Source organism: Tsuneonella flava (assembly GCF_002870965.1).
GTDB lineage: Bacteria > Pseudomonadota > Alphaproteobacteria > Sphingomonadales > Sphingomonadaceae > Tsuneonella > Tsuneonella flava.
In genome coordinates, this window is record NZ_PHSO01000006.1 from 135695 (window position 1) to 155823 (window position 20129).

Sequence of the window (20129 nt, forward strand, 5' to 3'; positions counted from 1 at the left end):
CGGGCGCGCGTGTCAGGCATTTCCGCGGGTGGGAAAGCCTTGACCGGCCAGCAGCTTCAGGCCGGTCAGCAGCGATTCGAGATCGGGGCGGCCGCAGGAGACCGAGCTCTGAATGGTGAGGAAAAGCTCGCCATCCGGCCGGACCAGCCAGAGCGCGGGCTCGGCGAAATACAGCTCTTTCCCGTCGCGGGTGAAGTGCGATGCGAACACGCCGCAGGCTTCGATCTGCTCTCGCGACAATCCATAGCCGACCGCGATCCTGTCGATCCCGTTATCTTCGGCCCAGGCTTTCGCGACGCCCTCCGGGTCGACGCTGACACCAGCCAGGTCGATGCCGAGCTCCGCGAATGCGCCATGCAACCCGTTGAGCTGTTGCATGAAGCGGGTGCAGAACCCGCAGAAAGCACCTCGGTAGAACGAGATCAGACGGAGCGATGCGCCGGAGCCTTGATCGAGCGACCACGCCCCCCCCGACACCAGCGGAAACTCCAATTTCGGAACCTGTTGCCCGGGCTTAAGCACGCGACCATTCCCTGACCGCAGCACATTGTTGACCGATCACGACGACACCTCATCCTGTAAATTGCTTGCGTTTTTATGGCGGCGATCTTCATATTAATTATGCCCCCTGTCAAGATCGTGATACGCGCCGGGGTTCAAGCCAAGAGGGAGATATTGCCGATGACCGCTTATGTCGTTTTCACCCGCGAGCGGACGCGAAACGCGTCGGACATGGAGGCCTATGTGCCGCGTGCACGGGCAAGCTTTGCCGATCATGAATTCGAGCGCCTGGCCGCCTACGGAAAATGCGAAACGCTGGAAGGCGCACCAATCGAAGGCGCGGTGATCTTTGCCTTTCCAAGCATGGAGGACGCCAGGGCCTGGTACGATTCCCCGGAATATACCGAGGCCCGCAAGCACCGCCACCTCGGCGCCGACTATCGCGCCTTCATCACCGAAGGCGTCTGATTTGTAGCGGCGTCTCGCAAGGGGAGAGCTCGCGAGACGCCGCATCCCGGTGTCAGTCCACGAAGCCCCGCGCATCAAGCCAGCCGTGGATCAGGTCGATCGCGTCCGCCAATTCCTGCGGCTGATCGACATAATAGTGGTTGGCACCCTTCATGAGCTTGTAGGTCTTGTCCTCACCGCCATAGGCGTTGAAGAACCGCTTCGTGTGCGTCCCCGGGATAGCATCGTCGGCTGAATTCTCGATCGCCAGCATCGGGACCGAGATGTTCGGCGCGTGAATTTCGGCATGGGCATTGGTGTCGTCGAACGACCATTGCGACAGCCATGCACGGGTGTTCGAAAAACGCCCCACCCCGGCCGGGCTGCTGTTCGCGGTCTTGGGATCGCCCATGAAGCACCAGTTGATGCGCCGGTCGTTCGGGTCGATGGTCGCGTCGAGGAACAGCGGGTTGGCGAGCGTGCGGTGAGTCAGCATACAGCGCTCGATCTCGTCGGTCGTGCCCGACCGGATCAGTTCCAGCGTTTCCCTGGCCAGTGCCGTGCGGCGGCGCATGCGCGCGAGCTGGCTCTGGCGGAAATGTTCCAGATAGTCCGCGCTGTAGGGCGGCTTGTTGGGGTTGCGCGGATCGTAAAGATCAAGCTCGACATCACGGATCGCCGGGTTGTGCTCATCGACCACCGACGGATCGATAAAGTCGCGCAGGATTTCCGCGCGCGACAGGTGCGCGGCGTGGAAAATCATCGCGTCGCCCGGGATCATCCCGGTGAGGTCGACCGGGTCGCCAGCGGGCGTCTGGGTGATGGTCGGCTTCTCGGCCATCGCCTGATAGAACGCGGTGAGCGAGCCGCCGCCCGACCATCCGGCGACCACGACCTTCTCGTAGCCCATCCGCTCCTTCATGTGGTGCACGTAGACGCCGTAGTCGCGCACGACGTTTTCCATGATCAGCGCTGATTCGTTGCGGTTGTAGCGGCTGCCCGCACACAGGACATGATAGCCCATCCGCACCAGCTCCATCGGCAGCGGCAGGTGATGCACGGTCGATGCCGGATGCATGTAGATGATCAGCGTCTTGGACGGCTTTCCGATCGGGCGGAACAGGAACCCGTCGAGTTGCACGTTCCCGGCGGAACTGCGGAACCCATAGACGTCCCGCGTCGCCAGACTGTCGTTATACGCCAGGCTTATGAGCGTACGATCGATTTCGAACTGTTCTTTTGCTGCCATCGGCCAATCCTCTCGGTTCGGTCCTCAAGTCGCCGCTCATGCACAATTTCGCCGGCAACGCTGGGGACTCTTTTCGTTCAACACTCACCACTGTCCGCCACAAGAGATGTCAGGTTTCACCACCTTGCGGCGGTTCGTTCAGCGGCTTTCCCTTGGCTTACACCATGGCAAAACATTTGCCAGCCCTATAAATTGATGATAGCGATTCGAACCCATAAATACAGCTGAACCGGCCCTGTCGAGGTCAGTACGCGCGAGAGGATCAAGCACATGAACGATATTTCAGATGCCAAACAATTCGCGGCCACCGGAGAAGCGCGCGGCGCGCTGGATTATCAGGTTGGCTTCGGCAATGAGTTTGAGACCGAGGCGGTGGTCGGCGCGCTCCCGCAAGGACAGAACAGTCCACAGAGGGCGCCCCACGGCCTTTATAGCGAACTCGTTTCGGGCACGGCTTTCTACACGCCGCGGCACCTGAACCGGCGCAGCTATACCTTCCGCATTCGCCCTTCCGTCTTCAGCATGGATTACCAGCCGTGGGACGGCGGTGTCGATTTCCGCACTCCCCCGCTCGACGTGCCACCGCTGCCGAACCGCATGCGCTGGCTCCAGCGCAAGGACGAAGGCGTGGACGCCGACTTCCTCGAAGGCATCACGACCCTGATGGGCTGCGGCTCGCCCAATGTTCACGAAGGCATCGCGGTCCATTTCTACCGCGCTACCAGATCGATGGAGAACCGCGTTTTCAGCAATGCGGACGGCGAAATGATCATCGTTCCGCAGCAGGGCGATCTTCGCATCGTGACCGAATTCGGCGTGATCGAAGCGGGCCCTTGCGAATTCGTGCTGATGCCGCGCGGAGTGAAATTCCGCGTCGAACTGATGGGCGCCTTCGCGCGCGGCCTGATCTACGAAAACTACGGGCATCCCTGGGTGCTGCCCGATCTGGGCCTGATCGGTTCGAACGGTCTCGCCAACCAGATCGACTTCCAGGCCCCGGTCGCCAGCTTCGAGGATAAGGAAGTCCAGACCCAGTTGATCCACAAGCTTGGCGGCAAGCACTGGACGGTCGATCTGGATCACTCCCCCTTCGATGTGGTCGCCTGGCGCGGTAGCCTTACGCCGTACAAGTACGACATGCGCAAGTTCGTCGCGATGAGCACGTCGACCGTCGACCATCCCGATCCGTCGATCTTTTGCGCGCTCACCTCCCCCGCGCACGATATGAGCGGCTGCAACGCCGACTTCATGATCCTCCCGCCGCGCTGGATCGTTGGCGACAAGACGCTGCACTTGCCCGGTTTCCACCGCAATACCGTGGCCGAAATCAGCAGCATCGTGTGCGGCCTGCCAGAGATGAATGGCATGGATCTGAATGGCAGCATCGGCGTGACCAACAACTGGACCCCTCACGGGCCCGACGCCAAGGCGTTCGAAGCGGTCCGCGCGGCCGAGAACCTCGATCCGCGGAGGGTCGAAAACCTCATCTCGATTCTGGTCGAGACCCGCTATCCGCTCGAGTTCACGCAAGCCGCGATGGATATGAAAGAGCGCATTCGCGACATCAATGCGGGGCTGAGCGGCTACGTTAAGCGCTTTCCCGAGGGCTGATCGCCGCGCATGTCCGGCATCGGCCAACAGGGCCGATGCCGGTAAGCTGCAAGGGTTATTCATCGCAAGATCGAGCACTATTCAGGCGCGGCGAAGTCCGCCCCTACCATCCGAAAAACTCAGCAAAATAGGCACTGCCAGCGGCCAAAATCCGCTGCATCCGGGGATTGACCACACAGCCCTATTTTAGTACCCCTATTAAATCTTATGGAGAGAGGTGCTCTGCGGGAATCGACACAGTCGAATTTCGGTAGATTGCCGTGGTGCAACTTTAGTTAGGCGGAAAAACAGATGTCGAGCAAGCCCGCAGAAATTCATACTCTGGCGACACCCGAAGACGAGAACATTAGTGACATTCTCGTCGAACGTGCGCGCGCCATGATCCCCGATCTCATCGCCCGGCAGGCAGAGACCGAAGAGCGCACCTATTATGGGCTGGAAACGCACAAAGCGTTCGAGGAAGCGGGTTTTTATCGGATCTTGATGCCGAAAAAGTTCGGCGGTCTGGATCTCGACGTTATGACCTATTACCGGGTCGTTCAGGAGATCGCGATCGGTTGCCCGTCGACGGCATGGCAGTTCTGCCTCGGTTCGGCGCACGCGGTGACGCTGTGCGGCATGATCGATGAGGAAGCCCAGAATGAAATCTTCGATCTCGACGAGCCCTTCATCTGCGCGATGACCACTCGCCCGCAAGGCAAAGCGGTACGTCAGCCCAACGGCGACTGGAAATTGACCGGGGTGTTCAATTTCTGTTCCGGCGCGCCCTACTCCTCGCACTTCATGGGCCACACCATGGGCTTCGAAGCCGACGGCAGCGAGGTCGGTGTCATCACCTTCGTCGGACCGCGCAGCCAATGGACCATGCTCGATGACTGGGGTGGTTCGCTGGGCATGCGGGGCAGCGGATCGCACAGCATCGAGTTCAAGGATGCGCATATTCCGGCAAACTACGTGAACGAAAATGCGACGATCACGCAGCACAGATTGCCGCCCAAGGGCCAGGGAGGCCCCGATTTCGACAATCCGATCTATTACGGCGGCACCTTGAGCCTCTGGCTGCTCGAACCCACTGCCCTGACCCTCGGAACGGTCAAGGGTGCGCTGGACGAGTGCACCATGTTCATGAAGAAGAAGATGGTCCCGATTCCCCCCATCATGCTGAAAGAGGAAAATCCCGATTTTCAGCGCTGGTATGGGGCCGCTGCGACCAAGATCGCAACGGCAGAGGCGGCCTACGCGATCGCCTGCGAGAAATGGAGCGAGGACGCCAAGCTCAACATGGAAGGCCGTCTGACGCCGGACATGATTCTGGAGATCACCTCGAACGTGATCTGCGGCGAAGTGATGGAAATGTGCTGGGAAGCAATGCAGCATCTCTACCGCATTGCGGGCACGACAGCGATGTTCAACGGCCAGCGCTGGCAGCGGATCTACCGCGACATCTCGACCGCCCGCTCGCATGGTTTTAACACGCGGTTCGACCAACTTGATCGCGATTATGCCGGCCGTCTGCTCGGAAAGAACGTGTCGAACGACGCGGAACTGTAAGGCCAGACGAAATGGGCGGCTTTCGCTGAATGTCGGGGCGGCACCTTGCCGCCCCGATCATTATCCGTCGAACCCTGCCTTGCATCTGACGAGACGCGCCCCACACACAACCGATGTTCCGATCGGCTGATGACGGGGCCGCCGTTTCGTATCGCCAAAGATCGGCCGCGCTGCCCCTGCAATCGCGGCTGGGCGCTCTTCAATGGAAAGCCGAATGATGTTGTCCGACCAGCAATGCATGATCCGCGATCTGGCCCGAAAGATCGCCAACGACTTTCTTGCTCCCACCGCTGCCGAGCGCGATCGCACATCGGCATGGCCGACCGACGAACTCCGGATGCTTGCTGCTCAAGGCTTCATGGGCATGACGGTGCCCGAAGAGTTTGGCGGGTCGAACACGGGATTTCTCGCCTATTGTCTCGCGGTCGAGGAGATCGCCGCCGCTGATGCAGGGATCAGCACGATCGTCCATGTCCATAGCCTGGGCGCAACGCATATCGTCGCAAAACACGGCAATGCGGAGCAGAAGGAGCGGCTTCTTCCGGCCATGGCGGCGGGTGAGAAAATCGGCGCCTTCCTGATGACCGAACCGCAAGCGGGATCGGACACCTCGGCGATCCGCACGACGGCGCGCCGCGACGGTGACGATTTCGTGCTCAACGGCACGAAGCAGTTCATCTCGAACGGCAGCGAGGCCGGGTTGGCGATCGTCTTTGCACGCACCAATCCCGATGCCGGCAAGCGCGGCTTCACCACGTTCCTGGTCGAGCCGCCTGCCGACGGCTACGTCGTCAGCCGGATCGAGGACAAGCTGGGGCAGCACACGGCGCATGTCGCGCAGATCCAGCTCGACGAGCTGCGCGTGCCCATGGCGAATGTTCTGGGCGAGGTTGATGGAGGCTACGGCATCGCGATGTCGGGGCTTTCCGACGGACGCATCTCAATCGCCGCGCAGTCGGTCGGCATTGCCAGAGCCGCGCTGGACGCCGCAGTACACTATGCCCGCGAACGCGAGGTTGCAGGCAAGCCGATCATCGAACAGCAAGCCATCGCCTTCACGCTCGCCGAAATGGCGGCGCAGGTCGACGTTGCCAGACAGTATTACATCCACGCTGCCCGCCTGCACGAGGCTGGCCTGCCCTGCGCGAAGGAAGCGTCCATCGCGAAGCTCTTCGCGAGCGAAATGGCCGAGAAGGTCTGCTCGGAAGCGCTGCAGATCCACGGTGGCTACGGCTATCTGACCGACTTCCCCGTGGAGCGCTATTATCGCGATGCGAGGGTTTGCACGATCTACGAGGGCACGAGCCACATTCAGAAGCTCATCATCTCGCGGAATCTCGACTAGGGCGCGCCGACCCATTCCAACCCCACCGAACGGCGGCTTTTGGGTCGGTTCGGCATGGAGTTAAGTGGCCGAAATTAGCTGGAAAGCGGACATGGGCCGGTCATCGGCTGCGACGGTCTTTTAAATAGCGCCACGCAGGTTTCTGATAGTCTGGGTCACCCGTATCGAATTCGATAGCTTCAAAGGGTACAGGGGCCTTCCGCCATCGCTTGGTCCAGCGGACGAAACGCACTTCCTGCTCGGGCGAGGTCAAAATGAGGCCAATCAATACTCCCCAGCACACGGGAACAAGGGTGCCTAAAATGCCGACCAAAACAACATATTCGCCGCCGTTTCTGGAGAGCGGAAAATGACGGACGATGCCATCCGTTGACTCGGGATAGAGCAAAGCGAGCGCCAGCAGAACACTTAGCACCAAGGTAATCAGGGTGAGCCGACCAATCGCTCGAAGCTTCTGATCTTGATACTTCAATCCGCAGTCACCCGTATTTCTCCTCCAACGAACATACGACCGTTCGCGCAATGTCCGCAATGGGGTCGAGTCCGGAAAGCCCGCTCTTACGTGCCAGCCGCCGGAAGGCGCGCTGTTCTGAATTTGTCCACCCGACTTAAGCTACGCCGACCTCACCCGCCCAGGCGTTGGAGGCTCACCTTGCGCGCTGCGTCGTAATCCCGCTTCATGCGATCGACGATGCCCGCAGCGGGCTCGGCCCGGTCGATGTCGCCGACGCCCTGCCCCGCGCTCCAGATATCGCGCCATGCCCGCAGCGCCTTGGCGCCCTCTTCCGCGTGGAACGGCCCGTCATGTTTCGCCTCGGGCTTGAAGCCGCTGCGCACGATGCTCTCCCGCAGCATATTGGCGGGCATGCCGGTGAGCGCGGCGGTCAGCTCGATATCGTCAGCGCAGCTGTCGATCAGCATCTGGCGATAATCGTCCTCCGCCATGCTCTCGGTCGCCGCGATGAACGGCGTGCCGATATAGGCGAAGTCCGCCCCCAGTTCCTCGGCAACGTGGATGGTGTGGCCGTTCGAAATCGTTCCGGCGAGGACGAGCGGCCCGGCGAAGAACTTCCGCACCTCGGTGACGAATGCAAAGGGGTTGAGCCAGCCGGTGTGGCCACCAGAGCCCGCGCAGAGCAGGATCAGCCCGTCCACTCCGGACTCTGCCGCGCGCCGGGCGTGTTTGACCGAAGCAACGTCGGAGAAGACCAGCCCGCCGTACTCATGCACTTGATTGACCACGGGCCCGGGATTTCCCACGCTGGCGATCACCAGAGGCACCTTGTGCTGAACCACCAAAGCAAGATCATCCGGCAGCCTCTCGTTGGTCGGGTGCACGATCAGATTGGCCGCATAGGGGGCCGCATCCGCTGTCAGCTCGACTGATAGGGTTGCGAGCCATTCGTCGAGAATCTCGGGTGTCCTCGCATTGAGCGTAGGAAACGACCCGACGACACCGGCCCGGCAACAGCCTACGACCAGACCGGGCCCAGACACGAGAAACATGGGGCCCGCCAGCACGGGCAGAGTGAGTGTCGCGCGCAATGTCGACGCAATAGCGGGGTCACCAATCATGCATTCCGCATAAGAATGCGCGTGAATGATGGCAAATTTATTTTGATATATGATAATTAACCTGTTGCACTAATCCTCACAAAGGAAATACCTATGGCCATAGCTCGCATAGGGCGTCGCTATGCTAATTCGGGAGAGAAACATGTCAGACCAAAGCGTCATAGTAGAGACGCGAGACGGCGCAGTTTGGATCACTCTCAACCGCCCGGCGGCACTCAATGCGATCACGCCCGATATCGTGGCAGGCGTCATGGACGCGCTGACGCTGGCTGAGGCCCCCGACATCAAAGCCGTCGTGGTGACCGGCACCGGTCGCGCGTTCTGTGCAGGGGCAGACCTCAAATATGTCAACGAAACCTCCCCGGGCGACGAAGCCGCCACCGCGAAGTTCCTCGACAGCCTTCTCGACATGATGGCCGCGCTCGAAGCCTGCCCGCGCCCAGTGATCGCTGCGGTCAATGGAATGGCGCTGGCAGGCGGGCTGGAAGTGGTGCTGTGCTGCGATCTGGTCATTGCAGCACGCTCGGCAAAGCTGGGCGACGCGCACGCCAACTTTGGCCTACTGCCAGGTGGTGGCGGATCGGTCCGCCTGCCGCGCAAGATCGGCTCGACCCGTGCGAAATACCTGATGTTCACGGGCGATTTCGTGCCGGCTGAGGACTTGGTCGCTTGCGGTCTGGTCAACGAGGTCGTCGACGATTCCGAACTCATGTCCTCCGTCGAAGGTCTGGTTGCCAAGCTGGGGGCCAAAAGCTCGCTGGTGCTGCGCCGGATGAAGGCGCTGGTCGACGATGGTCTCGAACAACCCAAGGACGTGGCGCTCAGGTCCGAACTGCTCGTCTCCGAAATCCACGTCCACAGCCATGACATGAAAGAGGGGCTCGTCGCCTTCGAGGAAAAGCGCGCGCCTTCGTTTATTGGTCGCTGAAGCACGCTTCACAGCCAAGAAAATTGACAGTGCTGACAAGGCACGCACACGCACGCTGACATTGGGAGCAGGAAGAATGGAAGATATCTACGTTGTTGGGGTTGGCATGACACCGTTCGGCCGCCTGCTCGACAAGGACATCAAGTCCCTGACCCGGGAAGCGGTGAGCGCAGCGCTCGCCGATGCCGGGATCGAGGCGTCAGCGCTGGAGGTTGCCTATTTCTCCAACGCAACGCAAGGCCACATGGAAGCCCAGCATATGGTTCGCGGACAGATTGCGCTGCGGTCTATGGGCATCGAGCAGATCCCGATCGTCAACGTCGAAAATGCCTGCGCTAGCGGCAGTTCCGCGCTGAACCTTGCGGTCAACGTCCTGAAAGCAGGCGAAGCGGACATTGCGCTCGCGGTGGGTGCGGAGAAGATGTTTTCCAAGGACCGCGAGCTGATGTTCGGGGCCTTCGACAGCGCGTGGGACGTCTGCGACAAGGATGAGATCAGCAAGAACCTCATGGCGCTCGGCGAAGGCATCGTGCCGCCGCCAGGCACCACGTCCGACAAGCCCTACAGCGTTTTCATGGACGTATACGCAGCCTTCTCCCGCCTCCACATGGCGACCTTCGGAACTGCGCAGCGCCAGATTGCTGCCGTCGCCGCCAAGAACCACCAGCACTCAGTCGAAAACCCGCTGTCGCAATACCGGGTGCCCTATACCATCGACGAAGTGCTGGCCGCGCCGCCGATCACCTATCCGCTGACGCTGCCGATGTGCTCGCCGGTTTCCGATGGCGGTGCCGCGGTCGTGCTGGCGACCGCTGCGGGGATGAAACGCCACGGCATCGACCCATCGCGCGCGATCCGGGTGCTGGCATCGGTGGTCCAGACCGGCAGCGATCGCGAGAAGACGGACTTCGAGAACCACTGCACCGCGCGCGCTGCCCGGCGCGCTTACGAGAAGGCGGGCGTCGGCCCCGCCGATATCTCCGTTGCCGAGGTGCACGACGCCACTGCCATGGGCGAGATCATCCAGATCGAAAATCTGGGTCTATGCGCGCTCGGCGAAGGCGGCCCCGCGAGCGAGCGGGGCGAAACCACCCTTGGTGGTCGCGTGCCGGTTAATCCGTCCGGCGGGCTGGAATCCAAAGGTCATCCAGTCGGCGCCACCGGCCTTGCCCAAGTTTACGAACTCGTCGCGCAATTACGCAATGAGGCAGGGGCCCGTCAGGTCGAAGGCGCGCGGCTTGCGATCGCAGAGAATGGCGGCGGATTGCAGGGCATTGAAGAGGCGGTCGCCTGCGTGACCATCCTCGGCAAATAACAGACAGAAGGAACTTCCATGGATCTTCAGGGCAAAGTCGCCGTCGTCACCGGCGCAGCCTCCGGGCTGGGCCTCGCCACATGCAACAGGTTGGCCGCCGCCGGTGCACGAATCGTCGGGTTCGATCGCGACAAGGAGAAGCTGCAGGCGCTCAAGTCCGACCTTGGCGATGCCTGCCTGACGCGGATCGTCGATGTGGTCGACGAGACAAGCGTGAAGGATGGGATCGCGGCCGCCGTGTCCGAATTCGGCGCTATCCATGTCGCAGTGAACTGCGCGGGCGTCGCGGATGCCGCGAAAACAGTGTCGCGGGGCGAAGTCTTCCCGCTCGCTACCTGGAACAAGGTTATCGGGATCAACCTGACCGGCACCTTCAACGTGATCCGCTTTGCCGCGCTGGCCATGAGCACCAACGAGCCGGACGCGGAGACCGGAGAGCGCGGGGTCATCATCAACACGGCCTCGGGTGCAGCGACGCAGGGACAGGTCGGCCAGGCCGCCTACGCCGCCAGCAAAGCAGGCGTTGTCGGGCTGACCCTCCCCGTGGCGCGCGATCTGGCTCAGCTAGCCATTCGCGTTGTGTCGATTTCACCGGGCCTGTTCAATACATCGATGGTGGCGGGCATGCCTGACAACGTGTCTCAGTCGATCATTGACCGGATGATCCTCTATCCCGAGCGGATGGGCCAGCCATCGGAATTCGCCAAGCTGGCGCAACACATTGTCGAGAATGCCTATTTGAACGCGACTACGCTCGATCTCGATGCCGGCGCCCGCATGACGCCGCGTTGATCGCTGCATCACAGACAATGCCAGCTTGCAGTTTTTTAATGGTACTGTAAATTACTCGAAAGCTCAGACCGAAAAAAGAGTCTGGCAACGCGATTGGAGAGGCGAAGATGAACTACATGCGAAATGCTTGGTATGCGGCGGCGTGGCTGGAAGAGATCGACGACAAGCCACTCGCGCGGACATTTCTTGAAGAGCCGGTGGTTCTCTTTCGCGATACGTCGGGTGTTCTCGTCGCATTGGCAGACCGCTGCCCACACCGCTTCGCACCTCTATCGCAGGGAAAGATCGTCGGCGATGCGATCCAGTGTCCCTACCACGGGCTGAGGTTCGATGGCCAGGGTAGCTGCGTTTACAACTATCACGGCCCGGTGCCCAAGGCTGCCAAGGTTCCGAGCTACCCCTTGATGGAAAGATATGGCTTGGCGTGGATCTGGATGGGCAATCCGGAACTGGCCGATGAGGACAAGCTGCCGGATTTAGGAAGCTTCACCACAGACAGCGATTATGCCTTCGCCCACGGCTATCTCCCCGTGACCGGGAATTATCAGCTCGTGGTCGATAACCTGCTCGATCTGACGCACGGCCAGTTCCTGCATACCGCGTTCGGAAGTCCGGATTCCACGAAGTTCGAAACCAAGTGGGAAGGTACGACCGTTCACGCCAATTATCGCTTCGACGGAGAGGTGATCGCCCCTGCGGTGCAGCCGTTTTGGGAAAGCGAGTCCGAGACCTGCGACCGGTGGGCAGACATGCGCTGGGAAGCGCCAAGCAACCTCTATCTCGAGGTCGGCGTGAAGGAGTGCGGAGATTCGCGCGAAGGCGCCATCCTGTTCCCCGCAACACACTTCCTGACGCCCGAGAACGGAACCAACACGCATTATTTCTGGATGCTTGCCCGCAATCGCCGGGTCGATGACGACGCCATCACACAATTGGTCTGGCAGATCACCGACAATGCCTTCCGCAACGAAGATGAGCCGATGATCGCTATGGTTCAGGAGCGAATGGCGGGCGAGGATTTCGACGATCTCAAGCCGATCTTCCTCACCACCGACCGGGCGGCGGGGCGTGCCCGGCAAATACTCAAAAAGCTCATCGACGAGGAGAGCTCGGGTGCAGCATCCGAGCAGAAAGCCAAATCGGAAAAGGCTCTCGCGAGCGCGAAATAGCCGAACAGTTGGTGAGAACGCGCTTCCTCGGAGTGTGAGCCTCCGAGGAAGCGCATTTTGTTACTCTAGCGCGTCCAGCGCGCCAGCATCTCTTCGACCGTGGGTTCGGACCCGGCATGGATAGACGAAGGCGTACCCAACATGCGCGGTGCAGGCGAGGGTTGCACGACACCCGCTTGCTCGACGAAGGTTCCGCGCGCGACATTGTGCGGATGGCGTTCTGCCTCTTCCCAGTTCAACACCGGCGTAACGCAGGCGTCGGTCCCGTCGAACACCTGCGCCCATTCGTCGCGCGTGCGCTGTGCGATGCGTTCGGCGAACAGCGCGGCCATTTCCGGCCAGGTCGCACGGTCATTCTGCGGCGTGTCTTCAGGCAGGCCGAGGCCGCGGAGGAACGCGCGGAAGAAGGCAGGCTCTAGCGGGCCGACGGCGATATATTCGCCATCCGCGCATTCGTAACAACGATAGAAGGGCGCCCCTCCGTCGATCAGGTTGTCCCCCCGGCCATCGCGCCACATGCCGCTGGCACGCCAGGCGTGGAATACAGAGGTCATCATGGTGATCCCGTCGACCATTGCGGCATCGACGACCTGCCCCTTGCCGCTGGTGCGGGCACTGGCCATCGCGGCGAGCACGCCGGTCAGCAGGAACATCGATCCGCCGCCATAATCGCCAACGAGATTGAGCGGTACGGGAGGCGGCGAGCCGGGCGAACCCATCGCCCACAGCGCACCGGTGATCGACAGATAGTTAAGGTCATGCCCGGCCTGCTGGGCCAGCGGCCCGTCCTGCCCCCACCCGGTCATACGCCCATAGACGAGCGCCGGATTGACGTCGAAACAGGCATCGGGTCCGAGGCCGAGCCGCTCCATGACGCCAGGCCGCATTCCCTCGAGCACGATGTCGGCGCGTGCGACAAGTTCGAGGGCCTGATCGCACTGGGTCTTGAGGTTCAGCTCGATGGTCCGGCGCCCACGGTGGAGCACGGAACCGCCAACGTCGTCCCATGCGTCATCCGCACGCTTCGGACGGGTGATGCGCACGACTTCGGCCCCCATGTCGGCGAGGATCGTCGCGGCCAATGGCACGGGACCGATTGCCTCGAATTCGATGACCCGCACGCCAGCCAGGGCACCCTGTTCGGTCACGTCGCAACTCCTTCCATCAAGCTATTTTTATTGCGCGATATCACACCCTCCGCGCAGCGCTGGCACCCGGCAACCTGAGTGATTGTCACTTCGCCAGCTTGCGCTCGTCGAGACCAAGGCCGCGACCGATGATCTCTTTCATGATCTCGCTCGTTCCGGCGAAGATCCGGCTGATGCGCGCGTCGGTGTACAGGCGGCTGATCCGGTACTCTTCCATGTAACCGGCGCCGCCGTGAAGCTGGACGCACTCGTCGATCACCTGGGCCTCCACCTCACTCGCGTGCAGCTTGCACTTGGCGGCATCGTCACCGCTGAGTTCGCCAGCGTTGAGCAGTAGCACGCACTGGTCAATAAATGTCTGCGCGACATCGAGCTTCGTGCGCATCTCCGCCATCTTGAAACGGCTGTTCTGGAAGGTGCCGATAGGCCGGCCGAAGGCCTTGCGCTCGGTGACGTATTCGAGCGTGAGGTCGAACGCGACTTGCGCAGTCGCCATGAAGCCGATCGCGGCAACCAGCCGCTCCTGCGCGAGGAGACGCGTCAGATAGCGGAAGCCCTGCCCGGCCTCACCAATCAGGTTCCTCGCAGGGACGACGACGTCGTCGAAGAACAGCTCCGCAGTATCCTGCGACTTGAGGCCCATCTTCGCGAGCTTGCCGCCACGTTCGAAGCCCTTCATCCCGCGTTCGACGATGAACAGGCCCATTGCATGGGGCTTATCGGGGTCGGTCCGCGCTGCGACGATGACGACATCGGCAAGGATGCCGTTCGAAATATAGGTCTTGGCTCCGTTCAGCACCCAGTCGTCGCCGCGCTGCACCGCCGTGGTCCGCATCCCGGCAAGATCACTGCCGGTCGACGGTTCGGTCATCGCCACGGCAAGGATTGTCTCACCGCTGACTATGCCGGGCATCAGTCGATCCTTCTGCTCGTCATTGCCGAGCTTCGCGATGTAGGGCGCGACCAGATCGCTGTGCAGGTGAATGTAGAAGCCGATATCGCCGTGGCGCATATTCTCTTCGACGATTATCTGCTCGAAGCGAAAATCGTCGACGCCCGCGCCACCGTACTTTTCGTCCGCCCAGGTGCACAGCAGCCCGGCCTCGCCCGCCTTGGTATAGACATCGCGATCCACGATGCCCGCTTCGCGCCAGCGCTCCGCATGGGGCGCCACCTCAGCCTGCATGAAAGCGCGGACGCTATCGCGAAACTGCTCGTGCTCCGGCTCGAAGATCACACGTTGCATAGCATGATCTCCCGGCTCGTAATGCTGCTGTCCTGAGTAAACGAAACCATCTTATTCAACCCGTTCCACATAGCGCGCACGCAGCGCTTTCTTGTCGAGCTTGCCGACGCTGGTCTTTTCCAGCTGATCGACGATCCTGATCTGCTCCGGCACGCCGTAGCGCGGAATAGCACCCGCTTCGGCAGCCTCGGTCAGCCTGGCTCGTATTGTTTCGACGTCGAGATCGCAGCCGTCCTGCGGCACGACCAGCGCCATCGGCCGTTCGCTCCAGCGAGCATCGGGCACCGCGATCACCGCGCTTTCGGAGACGCCTTCGACCTGCGAGATCAGGCTTTCCAGCATCAGCGAGGAGATCCATTCGCCGCCGGACTTGATCACATCCTTGACGCGGTCGGTGATCCGCAAGGCACCGTCTGCGCCGAACTTGCCGATGTCCCCCGAATGCAGCCAGCCCCCGCGCCACAATTCCTTCGACGCCTCTTCGTTACGCCAGTAGCCGGGCGTCAGCCACGGGCCACGGAAGACGACTTCGCCTTCTTCACCAACCGCTGCCTCGCTGAGATCGGGATTCGCGGTCCGCACATCGCACAACAGGATCGGACGACCGGGCCTGGTGCGTAGTTGCAGTTGCTCCTCAAACGGAGCGGCGACTTCGGTCGCAGTCAGGTGATTGATCGTCTGAACCGCGCAGGCCTCGGACATGCCGTATCCGCTGAAGATGTCGATGCCCTGTTCGAGCGCGGCGCGGGCCAAGCCTTCGGGCAGCGCCCCGCCCCCGATCAGCATCTTCTTGCCCGACAGATCGATCTTCCGGACTTTGGCTTCATCGAGCATCATCCGCAGAACCGAGGCGACGCAGTGGGAGAAGGTGACGCCTTCTTCCTCGATCAGCTTGAGCAGCGTGTCGGTCTTATAGCGCCCCGGATAGACCTGCTTGGTGCCGAGCAGCGTTGCCGCATAGGGAAAACCCCAGGCATGGGCGTGGAACAGCGGCGTGATCGGCATGTAGACGTCGTCGGCATCAAACCGGCCCTGCGCGGGCGCGGCGCCGAACGTCGCAAGTATGGACATCGTGTGCAGGAACAGCTGCCGGTGCGAGTAATAGACGCCCTTCGGATTGCCGGTGGTGCCCGATGTGTAGAACATCGTGGCGCGCGAGCGTTCGTCGATCTCGGGGTAATCGAACTCGGGCGCGGCAGCATCGGTGATGGCGTAGAATTCCGTCATCTCCACCCCGGGCGGCACTTCGAAATCGCCTGCATCGCCGACGACGATAATCCGTTCCAGATTCAGTTCCGGATCGCCAGCCGTCAGCAGCGGCAGGAAATCGGGATGCGCGATGACCGTCTTCGCCCCGGCATGATCGATCGTGTAACGGACCTGATCGCGCGACAGGCGAATATTCACGGTCATCAGCACGCAGCCCATCGACGGAATGGCGTAGAAGCACTCCAGATATCGATGGGTATCCCAGTCCAGCACGGCGACGGTTTCGCCTTGCTTCACACCGCACGCCGTCAACGCGTCCGCCAGTTTCGCAGCCCGTTCCTCGAACTGCGGATAGGTAAAGCGCAGCCCGCTCGCATCCACGATCTCACCGGCTATGGTCGACCTGTTGGCGGTTGGCATGAGATGGCGGACAATTAACGGATAATCTCCGTTCGACATCTCACCGATCATCGCGACTCTCTCCTTAGTATTTTTCTTATGTCTCGAACCACCGGCACTCAGGCGTCTGCAAGCGCGGTTCGCTTCTCTGTGGCGGCCTCGCCCTTGTCCGCGTAGAACTGCGCCCCGTTGCTCGCCATGTCGCGCAGCATCTTTGGCGGGGCGAAACGTTCGCCATAAAGCTGCGCCAGGCGGTCTGCCTCGCGCACGAACGCAGGCGCACCTACAGTATCGATGTAGCTGACCGTCCCGCCGGTCCACAGCGGGAAGCCCCAGCCATAGACCGAGCCGAGATCGCCATCCTCGGGCGTCTCGATCACGCCCTCCTCCAGGCAGCGGACGGTTTCGAGCGACTGCGTATAGAGCAGCCGCGCCTTGATATCCTCGATGTCCCAGTCGTCGGTCTGCGGGAAATGCTCGACGAGCCCCGGCCAGAGCCGCTTCGTGCCATCTTCGGGATATTCGTAGAAACCACCGCCCGCCTTGCGGCCACCACGGCCTAGTTCGTCCCGCATCCGACGCAGCGTCGCAACGCCAGCGGGGACGAGGTAGTTGTCGCCTTCCTGCGCGATCGCCTGATCGACAATCGCCAGCGGCAGATCGAAGCTCAGCTCGTCAAGCAGTGTAAGCGGCCCCACGGGCATCCCGATGGCCTTGGCGGCATTCTCGATCACGGCGGGCGGGACGCCCTCGCCCAGCATCGCCGCGCCCTCGTGGATCAGCGTCTGGAAAACGCGGCTGGTATAGAAGCCGCGGCTGTCGTTGACGATGATCGGCGTCTTGCGGATCTGGGCCACGAAATCGAGCGCCTTGGCGAGCGTTTCGGGCGCGGTCTGGTGGCCCATGATCAGTTCGACCAGGCTCATCCGGTCAACAGGCGAGAAGAAGTGGATGCCGATGAACTGATCGGGCCGCTTGGACGCCTTGGCCAGCTCGCTGATCGGCAGGGTGGAGGTGTTCGAACCGAACACGGCATGTTCGGGAATGACAGCTTCGGCCTTGGCGGTGGTCTCCGCCTTGATCGCCATGTCTTCGAACACCGCCTCGACAATCAGGTCACAGCCTTCAAGCAGGGCGAAATCGTCGGTCGCCGTGATCCGGTCGAGGATGGCCTCGTCGTCGTTCTCGGCCATCCTGCCCGAGGCGATGAGCTTCTGTGTGACCTTGGCCGAATATTGCCGTCCCTTCTCTGCACTGGGCACATCGCGGTCTAGCAGGACGACGTCGATACCGGCCTTTGCAGAAACAAAAGCGATGCCCGCGCCCATCATGCCCGCGCCGAGCACACCGATTTTGCTCACCTTGGACTTGGGCACGTCGGCAGGACGCCAGGCGCCCTTCTCCGCCGCCTTGCGACTGATGAAGCTGGTGCGGATGATGTTGCGCGCGACCGGGCTGCCCAAAAGCTGCGCGAAGTACTTGCTTTCGACCGACAGAGCCTTGTCCATCGGCAGTTGGGCACCTTCGTACACGGTCGACAGGATCGCCGGGCCTGCAGGCAGGTTATAGCCTTTCTTCGCCAGGCTGGCCGCCGCCATCGAGTAGTCCGCAGCATCGCTTGGAACCAGAATGCCGAGCTTCTGCGGCGGAGGGGCGCGCTTCACGTCCCACGGCTTGACCGGATCGGGGTCGGTCGCAAGCCAGGCCCTGGCGCTGGCTTCTGCTTCGCCGGTAGCAACGACGTCATCGATGATCCCCAGTTTCAGCGCTTCCTCGACACCAAGCTGCCTGCCGGACAACAGCAGGTCGAGCGCGACCTTCACACCCGCGATACGCAGCAGGCGCTGCGTCCCGCCCGATCCGGGCAGGAGGCCGACATTAACCTCGGGCAAGCCCACGACCGTACCCGGGCGATCCACAGCGATCCGGCGATGGCACGCCAGAGCCAGTTCAAAGCCGCCACCAAGTGCCAACCCGTCGAGGATAGCAACCCACGGCTTGCCCGACTGCTCGATGGCGCGGTGCATAGCGGTTGCGCCTTGCGAGAATTCGAAATGAGCGTGCGTCGTCGCCCGGTCATAGGCTCCGACCAGGAATTTGAGGTCCGCCCCCGCCATGAAGGCGGGCTTGGCCGATGTCAGGATCACGCCGCGGACATCGTCATCGCTAGCGAGGCTCTCGATCGCCTCAGTCATTTCGCTGACGAAATCCTGCGAGACGACGTTCATGGGAGCGTCGGCATTGTCGAGGACGAGCGTGGCCACGCCATCGGCGCCCTTGGAAATCTTGATGTGTCGCATGGTATTATGCTCCGATGGGGCGATCAAACGCGCTCGATAATGGTGGCAGTGCCCAGGCCATTGGCCGCGCACAGCGAGACGAGGGCGGTGCTGAGGTCGCGCCGCTCCAGTTCGTCGAGGACGGTGCCGAGGATCATCGCCCCGGTCGCGCCCATCGGGTGCCCCATGGCGATCGCACCGCCATTCACGTTGATCTTGTCGTGCGGAATGTCGAGCGTGCGCATGTAGCGCAGCATCATGCTCGCGAAGGCTTCGTTCAGCTCGAACAGGTCGATATCATCCTTGGACATGCCCGCGATGGCCAAAGCCTTCTCGCTGACCGCCGCCGGGGCGGTGAGCATGATCGTCGGCTCGGACCCGATGCTGGCATAGCTGCGGATTTTTGCGCGCGGCTTGAGCCCCGCGTTCTTGCCGAACTCCGCTGAGCCGACGAGAACCATGCCCGAACCATCGACAATGCCCGAACTGTTGCCGCCGTGGTGGACGTAGTCGAGCTGTTCGACTTGCGGATAGCGATCCTTCACCACGGCTTCGAAACCAGCCTTGCCGAAGCCCTCGAAGGCGGGCTTCAGCTTGGCGAGCTGTTCTAGCGTGGTGCCCGGCCTGATCGCCTCGTCATGGTCCAGCAGCACCTCGCCCAGAACATCGCGGACCGGCACGATAGCGCCATCGAAACGGCCTTCGGCCCAGCTCTCAGCCGCGCGCCGCTGGCTTTCGATCGCATAGCTGTCGACGTCTTCACGCGTATAGCCGTCGAGCGTCGCGATCAGATCCGCGCCAATGCCTTGCGGCGCATAGTGATTGCTGAAGGTAATCGCCGGGTCCGCCGCCCATGGGCCGGTATCGGTGGCCAATCGCGTCCGGCTCATCGCTTCGACACCGCCGCCAATGCCGCCCTGCACCATCCCGGCCATCACCTGCGCCGAAATCAGGTTCACTGCATCGAGCGCTGAGGCACAGAAGCGGTTGATCTGCTGGCCGCCGACGCTCTGCGCATAGCCCGCGTTGAGCACCGCCGCGCGCGCCAGCACACCGCCCTGCTCGCCCACCGGCTGCGCGCTGCCGAGAATGACATCGTCGAGCAGAGCGGTATCGAGGTCGTTGCGGTCGCGAAGCGCCACGAGAAGCTGGGTCGCCAATTGCACCGAGGTTACTTCATGAAGCGAACCATCGTCACGACCTCGGCCGCGGGGCGTGCGGACATGATCGTAGATTAAAGCCTCTGTCATCCTGAATCCTGTTATTTTATTCGCCTGATAGCCACCGAACTGACGCCCGAAAACGGCCATCAGGACGGGTCATTTATTGACATGCCTATTAAAACTAATATCGTCAACCGCAATC

The 20129-nt window shown here is 61.7% G+C and carries 17 protein-coding genes; 8 read left to right on the plus strand and 9 right to left on the minus strand.

Annotation, left to right across the window (positions count from 1 at the left end; genetic code table 11):
• Positions 1-12 precede the first annotated feature (12 nt).
• Complete coding sequence (locus CV013_RS10455) at positions 13-522, minus strand: redoxin domain-containing protein (RefSeq protein ID WP_157935765.1); 510 nt, start codon at positions 520-522, stop codon at positions 13-15.
• Positions 523-597: 75 nt separating this feature from the next.
• On the opposite strand from CV013_RS10455, the gene CV013_RS10460 reads away from it, so the two are divergent.
• The gene (locus CV013_RS10460; protein WP_232806587.1) at positions 598-969 is read left to right on the plus strand and encodes a DUF1330 domain-containing protein; all 372 of its coding nucleotides are present in this window, start codon (positions 598-600) and stop codon (positions 967-969) included.
• Positions 970-1021: 52 nt separating this feature from the next.
• On the opposite strand, the gene CV013_RS10465 is transcribed toward CV013_RS10460, so the two are convergent.
• Positions 1022-2197: an alpha/beta hydrolase family protein gene (locus tag CV013_RS10465; protein ID WP_102155431.1), complete on the minus strand. Its 1176-nt coding sequence runs from the start codon at positions 2195-2197 to the stop codon at positions 1022-1024.
• A 270-nt stretch (positions 2198-2467) separates the two neighbouring features.
• On the opposite strand from CV013_RS10465, the gene CV013_RS10470 reads away from it, so the two are divergent.
• The 3 genes from CV013_RS10470 (at position 2468) to CV013_RS10480 (ending at position 6704) form a co-directional block, all read left to right on the plus strand.
• Positions 2468-3808 carry a homogentisate 1,2-dioxygenase gene (locus CV013_RS10470; RefSeq protein WP_102155433.1) on the plus strand — a complete coding sequence of 447 codons (1341 nt, stop codon included), beginning with the start codon at positions 2468-2470 and terminating at the stop codon, positions 3806-3808.
• Between the two features lie 291 nt (positions 3809-4099).
• A complete protein-coding gene (locus CV013_RS10475; RefSeq protein WP_102155435.1) occupies positions 4100-5359 on the plus strand; it encodes an acyl-CoA dehydrogenase family protein in 1260 nt (419 codons plus the stop codon).
• 214 nt (positions 5360-5573) lie between these two features.
• Positions 5574-6704 (plus strand): acyl-CoA dehydrogenase family protein, encoded by a 1131-nt coding sequence (locus CV013_RS10480; protein ID WP_102155437.1) that lies wholly within the window; start codon positions 5574-5576, stop codon positions 6702-6704.
• A gap of 100 nt (positions 6705-6804) precedes the next feature.
• Here the strand turns inward: CV013_RS10480 and CV013_RS10485 are convergent, their stop codons facing one another.
• On the minus strand, positions 6805-7176 hold the full coding sequence (locus CV013_RS10485; protein WP_102155438.1) for a hypothetical protein: 372 nt from the start codon (positions 7174-7176) through the stop codon (positions 6805-6807).
• Between the two features lie 152 nt (positions 7177-7328).
• Positions 7329-8279 carry an NAD(P)H-dependent flavin oxidoreductase gene (locus CV013_RS10490; protein WP_102155440.1) on the minus strand — a complete coding sequence of 317 codons (951 nt, stop codon included), beginning with the start codon at positions 8277-8279 and terminating at the stop codon, positions 7329-7331.
• 142 nt (positions 8280-8421) lie between these two features.
• Between CV013_RS10490 and CV013_RS10495 the strand changes: the two genes are divergently transcribed.
• From CV013_RS10495 to CV013_RS10510, 4 genes are all read left to right on the plus strand, one after another.
• Positions 8422-9207, plus strand: a complete 786-nt coding sequence (locus tag CV013_RS10495) for an enoyl-CoA hydratase/isomerase family protein (protein WP_102155442.1) — start codon at positions 8422-8424, stop codon at positions 9205-9207.
• A 76-nt stretch (positions 9208-9283) separates the two neighbouring features.
• Positions 9284-10522 (plus strand): thiolase family protein, encoded by a 1239-nt coding sequence (locus CV013_RS10500; RefSeq protein ID WP_102155936.1) that lies wholly within the window; start codon positions 9284-9286, stop codon positions 10520-10522.
• Between the two features lie 18 nt (positions 10523-10540).
• Positions 10541-11314: an SDR family NAD(P)-dependent oxidoreductase gene (locus tag CV013_RS10505; protein WP_102155444.1), complete on the plus strand. Its 774-nt coding sequence runs from the start codon at positions 10541-10543 to the stop codon at positions 11312-11314.
• A 107-nt stretch (positions 11315-11421) separates the two neighbouring features.
• Positions 11422-12483, plus strand: a complete 1062-nt coding sequence (locus CV013_RS10510; RefSeq protein WP_102155446.1) for an aromatic ring-hydroxylating dioxygenase subunit alpha — start codon at positions 11422-11424, stop codon at positions 12481-12483.
• A 65-nt stretch (positions 12484-12548) separates the two neighbouring features.
• Here CV013_RS10510 and CV013_RS10515 read toward each other — a convergent pair whose 3' ends face one another.
• The 5 genes from CV013_RS10515 to CV013_RS10535 all read right to left on the minus strand — a co-directional run bounded on the left by CV013_RS10515 (position 12549) and on the right by CV013_RS10535 (position 20014).
• Entirely contained in the window at positions 12549-13631 is a 1083-nt protein-coding gene (locus CV013_RS10515; protein WP_102155448.1) for a CaiB/BaiF CoA transferase family protein, read from the minus strand.
• A gap of 85 nt (positions 13632-13716) precedes the next feature.
• Positions 13717-14877 carry an acyl-CoA dehydrogenase family protein gene (locus tag CV013_RS10520; RefSeq protein WP_102155451.1) on the minus strand — a complete coding sequence of 387 codons (1161 nt, stop codon included), beginning with the start codon at positions 14875-14877 and terminating at the stop codon, positions 13717-13719.
• A gap of 51 nt (positions 14878-14928) precedes the next feature.
• The gene (locus CV013_RS10525) at positions 14929-16557 is read right to left on the minus strand and encodes a fatty acid--CoA ligase (RefSeq protein WP_102155452.1); all 1629 of its coding nucleotides are present in this window, start codon (positions 16555-16557) and stop codon (positions 14929-14931) included.
• Between the two features lie 47 nt (positions 16558-16604).
• Complete coding sequence (locus CV013_RS10530; protein WP_190276491.1) at positions 16605-18785, minus strand: 3-hydroxyacyl-CoA dehydrogenase NAD-binding domain-containing protein; 2181 nt, start codon at positions 18783-18785, stop codon at positions 16605-16607.
• Positions 18786-18808: 23 nt separating this feature from the next.
• Positions 18809-20014: an acetyl-CoA C-acetyltransferase gene (locus tag CV013_RS10535; RefSeq protein ID WP_102155938.1), complete on the minus strand. Its 1206-nt coding sequence runs from the start codon at positions 20012-20014 to the stop codon at positions 18809-18811.
• Between the last annotated feature and the right edge of the window lie 115 nt (positions 20015-20129).

What these genes read in the sequence shown, in the direction of transcription:
- CV013_RS10460 (WP_232806587.1), top strand. Translation starts at nt 598, where the DNA reads ATGGCGGCGATCTTCATATTAATTATGCCCCCTGTCAAGATCGTGATA.
- CV013_RS10465 (WP_102155431.1), bottom strand. Translation starts at nt 2,197, where the DNA reads ATGGCAGCAAAAGAACAGTTCGAAATCGATCGTACGCTCATAAGCCTG.
- CV013_RS10470 (WP_102155433.1), top strand. Translation starts at nt 2,468, where the DNA reads ATGAACGATATTTCAGATGCCAAACAATTCGCGGCCACCGGAGAAGCG.
- CV013_RS10475 (WP_102155435.1), top strand. Translation starts at nt 4,100, where the DNA reads ATGTCGAGCAAGCCCGCAGAAATTCATACTCTGGCGACACCCGAAGAC.
- CV013_RS10480 (WP_102155437.1), top strand. Translation starts at nt 5,574, where the DNA reads ATGATGTTGTCCGACCAGCAATGCATGATCCGCGATCTGGCCCGAAAG.
- CV013_RS10490 (WP_102155440.1), bottom strand. Translation starts at nt 8,279, where the DNA reads ATGATTGGTGACCCCGCTATTGCGTCGACATTGCGCGCGACACTCACT.
- CV013_RS10495 (WP_102155442.1), top strand. Translation starts at nt 8,422, where the DNA reads ATGTCAGACCAAAGCGTCATAGTAGAGACGCGAGACGGCGCAGTTTGG.
- CV013_RS10500 (WP_102155936.1), top strand. Translation starts at nt 9,284, where the DNA reads ATGGAAGATATCTACGTTGTTGGGGTTGGCATGACACCGTTCGGCCGC.
- CV013_RS10505 (WP_102155444.1), top strand. Translation starts at nt 10,541, where the DNA reads ATGGATCTTCAGGGCAAAGTCGCCGTCGTCACCGGCGCAGCCTCCGGG.
- CV013_RS10510 (WP_102155446.1), top strand. Translation starts at nt 11,422, where the DNA reads ATGAACTACATGCGAAATGCTTGGTATGCGGCGGCGTGGCTGGAAGAG.
- CV013_RS10520 (WP_102155451.1), bottom strand. Translation starts at nt 14,877, where the DNA reads ATGCAACGTGTGATCTTCGAGCCGGAGCACGAGCAGTTTCGCGATAGC.
- CV013_RS10525 (WP_102155452.1), bottom strand. Translation starts at nt 16,557, where the DNA reads ATGATCGGTGAGATGTCGAACGGAGATTATCCGTTAATTGTCCGCCAT.
- CV013_RS10530 (WP_190276491.1), bottom strand. Translation starts at nt 18,785, where the DNA reads ATGCGACACATCAAGATTTCCAAGGGCGCCGATGGCGTGGCCACGCTC.
- CV013_RS10535 (WP_102155938.1), bottom strand. Translation starts at nt 20,014, where the DNA reads ATGACAGAGGCTTTAATCTACGATCATGTCCGCACGCCCCGCGGCCGA.